General features: G+C 68.9%; 4 protein-coding genes and 1 pseudogene. 1 reads left to right on the top strand and 4 read right to left on the bottom strand.

The genetic code is table 11. The annotated features are described in order from the left end of the window. The coding region (locus HC022_RS19945) for an LLM class flavin-dependent oxidoreductase (protein ID WP_368484704.1) at nt 1–393 on the top strand (393 nt) is incomplete at its 5' end. 260 nt (nt 394–653) lie between these two features. Here the strand turns inward: HC022_RS19945 and HC022_RS19950 are convergent. The 4 genes and pseudogenes from HC022_RS19950 to HC022_RS19965 all read right to left on the bottom strand — a co-directional run bounded on the left by HC022_RS19950 (nt 654) and on the right by HC022_RS19965 (nt 4,360). Further along, nucleotides 654–1,406 (bottom strand): ABC transporter ATP-binding protein, encoded by a 753-nt coding sequence (locus HC022_RS19950; protein ID WP_167453585.1) that lies wholly within the window; start codon nt 1,404–1,406, stop codon nt 654–656. After that, nucleotides 1,403–2,260 (bottom strand): annotated as a pseudogene (locus HC022_RS19955) (ABC transporter ATP-binding protein). The gene HC022_RS19950 and the pseudogene HC022_RS19955 overlap by 4 nt, the downstream one beginning before the upstream one ends. Nucleotides 2,261–2,369: 109 nt before the next feature. Continuing rightward, a complete protein-coding gene (locus HC022_RS19960) occupies nt 2,370–3,302 on the bottom strand; it encodes an ABC transporter permease (RefSeq protein WP_167453586.1) in 933 nt (310 codons plus the stop codon). Beyond that, entirely contained in the window at nt 3,299–4,360 is a 1,062-nt protein-coding gene (locus tag HC022_RS19965) for an ABC transporter permease (RefSeq protein ID WP_167453587.1), read from the bottom strand. The genes HC022_RS19960 and HC022_RS19965 overlap by 4 nt, the downstream gene beginning before the upstream one ends. Nucleotides 4,361–4,380: the final 20 nt, after the last annotated feature.

The following is a 4,380-nucleotide window of genomic DNA, read 5'->3' on the forward strand; positions in this document are numbered from 1 at the left end:
GCGGATCTCTACCGTCGCGCCGCCGCACAGGCGGGCAACGAGGACAAGGCGCGGGTGTCGCTGAACGTGCACGGCCTCGTGGGTGAGGACGGCAAGCGCGCGGCGGACATCTTCTTCCCGGCGCAGAAGGCGGTGATGGACCAGCTCGGGCGCGAGCGCGGCTGGGGCCCGCAGAGCAGGGCGCAGTTCGAGGCGGGCATCGGCCCGGAAGGCGCGCAGTTCGTGGGCTCGCCGGCGCAGATCGTCGACAAGATCCTGTCGTTGCGCGAGGACCTCGGTTTTGATCGCGTCACCATCCAGATGGCGATCGGGGTGATCGAGCAGTCGGAGATGCTGAAGGCAATCGAGGTGCTCGGCACCAAGGTGGCGCCGGAACTGCGCAAGGCGGGCTGAGGGCCGGTCCGGGCCTTGCTTGCGGCGGTATCATCGCGGGACCTGGCTGCGCGTGAATACCTCGATGAAGGATTTAGGAGGCGACGAGTGTGACAAGGCAAGAGGGGGGCGCTGCCCCCTCGGCCTGCGGCCTCACCCCCGGAGTTTGCCTTGCAAGATGAAGAGCGGAGGTCCGCTCGGGGCGGCATGTGTCTTCATCTTGCCGAATAAACTCCCGCCGGAGGCATCCGCGCCGGCCGCCCCGCGCAGGGGCTGGCGGATCAGCGGATGCTGCGGATCGAGCTGTCGAGGAGGTGCTTCGTGTAGCTGTGCTCGGCTTCGAGGGCGCGCATCTTCCCGACGTCCAGCAGCTCGACGATCTCGCCGTGCTGCATCACCGCGATGCGGTCGCACATGTGGCCGATGACGCCGAGATCGTGGCTCACCATCAGGTAGGTCAGGCCGCGCTCGGCCCGCAGATCGGAGAGCAGGTTGAGGATCTCGGCCTGTACCGAGACGTCGAGCGCCGACGTGGGCTCGTCGAGCAGCACGATGCGCGGTTCGGGGGCGAGGGCGCGGGCGATGGCGACGCGCTGGCGCTGGCCGCCCGAGAGCTGGTGCGGGTAGCGGAAGCGGAAGCCGGTGCCGAGGCCCACGTCGGTGAGCAGCCGGTCGATGCGGGCGTCGATGTCTCCGAAGCCGTGCAGCTTCAGCACCTCGCCCAGCACCCGGTCGACCGTGTGGCGCGGGTGCAGCGAGGCATAGGGATCCTGAAACACCATCTGCACGGTCTTGAAGAAGGCCGGCGCGCGGCGGCGGCCGAGCGGGGTTCCCATCACCGACATGTCGCCGCTCCAGCTGTCCACCAGCCCGGCCAGCGCGCGCAGTACCGTCGACTTGCCCGAGCCGGATTCGCCGACGAGGCCGAAGCTCTCGCCCTCGGCCACGGTGAAGGCGGCGCCCCTGACGGCGCGGACCTGCTCGGCGCCCTCGCCGAACCAGACGTTCAGGTCGCGGATCGAGATCGCGCTCATAGCAGGGCGCTCACGGAGGCGGCCTCGCGCCATTGCGGATCGCGGCTCAGCACGTCGAGGCGGGGGCGGGGGTGTTCTGGATCTTTCCCTTCTTTGAGCAGGCCTCTGGTCTAGGGATGGGTCGCCTCGTGCAGCCGGCCGGCCTCGCAGACCTCGACGATGCGGCCCGCGTACATGATCAGGATGCGGTCGCAGAAGTTGGAGACGAGGTTGAGGTCGTGGCTGATGAAGATCAGCCCCATGCCGCGGTCGGTGACGAGCTTGTCCATGATCTCGAGCACCTGCAGCTGCACCGAGACGTCGAGGGCGGAGGTGGGCTCGTCGGCGATCAGGATCTCGGGGTCGGGGATCAGCATCATGGCGATCATGATGCGCTGGCCCATGCCGCCCGAGACCTCGTGCGGGTAGAGACCCATGACCCGCTCGGGGTCGCGGATCGCCACCGCGTCGAGCATGGCGATGGCGCGCGTGCGGGCCTCGGCGCGGGAGATCTTCTCGTGGGTGAGCAGGGCCTCGGTGATCTGCTGGCCCACGGTCATCACCGGATTCAGCGAGAACTTGGGGTCCTGCATGATCATCGAGGCGTGGCGGCCGCGGATCCTGCGCATCTGCTTTTCGGAGGCGGTGCGCAGGTCGGTGCCGCCCATCTCCATGCGGTCGGCGGTGACCTCGCCCGGCTTGCGGATGAGGCGCAGAAGGGCGCGGCCGGTCATCGACTTGCCGGAGCCGGATTCGCCCACGATGCCCAGCCGTTCGCGGCCCAGCGAGAAGGAGATGCCGCGCACCGCCTCGAAGCGGCCGGAGCGGGTGGGGAAGCTGACGCGGAGGTTTTCGACGTCGAGGAGATTGGTCATGGCTGCTGCCCGTGGTGGCCGAGGTCGGGGGCGCTGCCCCCGTCGCCCGGGGGGCGACTCCCCCGGAGTTTGCCCGGCAAGATGAAGGGGCGGGGTCGCGCGGGGGCGGTCATTTGCCGGCCTCCTTCGGGTCGAGCACGTCGCGCAGACCGTCGCCCAGCAGGTTGAAGGCGAGCGAGATGGTGAAGATCGCGAGGCCGGGAATGGTGGCGACCCACCAGTGGTCGAGGATGTACTTGCGCCCCTCCGAGACCATGGCGCCCCATTCCGGGCTCGGCGGCTGGGCACCGAGGCCGAGGAAGCCGAGGCCCGCGGCGGTCAGGATGATGCCGGCCATGTCGAGGGTGACGCGGATCACCAGGCTCGAGATGCAGAGCGGCCAGACGTGGCGGGTGATGATGCGGATCGGGCCCGCGCCCTGCAGCTTGATGGCGTGGATGAAGTCGGAGTTGCGGATGGTCAGGGTCTCGGCCCGGGCGATGCGGGCGTAGGGCGGCCAGGCAGTGAGCGAGATGGCAAGCACCGCGTTCTCGATGCCGGCGCCGAGGGCGGCCACGAAGGCGAGCGCGAGGATCAGCCGCGGGAAGGCGAGGAAGATGTCGGTGAAACGCATCAGCACCACGTCGACGATGCCGCCCATGTAGCCCGCGACGGTGCCGATGATGAGACCGAGCAGCGGCGCCACCAGCGCCACCAGCGCCACGATGTAGAGCGAGATGCGGGCGCCGTAGACCAGCCTCGACCAGATGTCGCGGCCAAGGCTGTCGGTGCCGAAGAGATGCCCGTCGGTGCCCGGCGGCAGCAGCCGCGCGCCGAGGTCCTGCACGAAGGGATCCTGCGTGGCCACGAGCGGCGCGAAGAGCGCCATGGCAATGAGCAGCACCAGCACGACGAGCCCCGCCATCGCCAGCGTGTTGGCGCGCAGCTTCAGCCAGCCGGCGTACCATGCGGCGGCGCGGGCCTGCCGGCGCGAGCTCGGGGCGTCGGAGAGCAGCCAGGCGCGCAGGCCGGGGCGGGGGGAAGGGGTCGGACGGTCGCTCATTTGGCCCTCGGGTCGAAGAAGCGGTAGAGCAGGTCGGAGAAGATGTTCAGCGCCACGAAGATGGTGCCGATCACCACGGTTCCGCCCAGCACCGAGTTCATGTCGTTGGAGAGCAGCGAGGTGGTGATGTAGCTGCCGATGCCGGGCCAGGCGAAGATGATCTCGGTCAGCACCGAACCCTCGAGCAGGTTGGCATAGGCCAGCGCGATCACCGTCACCAGCTGGATGCGGATGTTGCGGAAGGCGTGGCGCCAGACCACGTTCCATTCGCTGAGCCCCTTCACCCGGGCGGTGGTGATATATTCCGAGTTCAGCTGTTCGAGCATGAAGCTGCGGGTCATGCGGCTGATGTAGGCCAGCGAGAAATACCCGAGCAGCGAGGCCGGCAGGATGATGTGGCTGAAGGCGTCCTTGAACACCGTCCAGTCGCCGGCGATCGCCGCGTCGAGCAGCAGCAGGCCGGTGCGGGTGGGCACGATGCCCTGGTAGAAGACGCCGAGCCGGCCCGGCCCCGCGACCCAGCCGAGGATGCCGTAGAACACCAGCAGCCCCACGAGCCCCAGCCAGAAAATCGGCATGGAATAGCCGACGAGCCCCACGAGGCGCGCCAGCTGGTCGATCCAGGTGCCGCGGTAGACCGCCGCCAGCACGCCCAGCGGCACGCCGATGAAGACCCCGATCAGGGTGCCCAGCGTCGCCAGTTCGAGCGTCGCGGGGAACACCCGGCGGATGTCGTCCGAGACCTGCTGGCCGGTGCGGATGGAGGTGCCGAAATCGCCGTGCAGCACGTCGTTCACGTAGATCGCGAACTGCGCCAGCAGCGGCTTGTCGAGGCCGAGCTCGAGGTAGACGGCGTTGTACTGCGCCTGCGTCGCGCGCTCGCCGATCACCGCGAGCACCGGGTCGATGGGCATGACGCGGCCGATCATGAAGGTCACGAAGAGCAGGCCGAGCAGCGTGACCGCGATGGTCAGCAGCGTGCCGAGCAGCTTTCGCGGCCAGCGCGGCGCGAAGGGAGAGCGCCGGGCGTAGGGTGCGGGGGCGTTGTTCTGGGGCAAAAGAGGTCGGTCCTCGGGAA

It is taken from the genome of Salipiger sp. HF18 (genome assembly GCF_011806505.1).
Lineage (GTDB): Bacteria > Pseudomonadota > Alphaproteobacteria > Rhodobacterales > Rhodobacteraceae > Salipiger > Salipiger thiooxidans.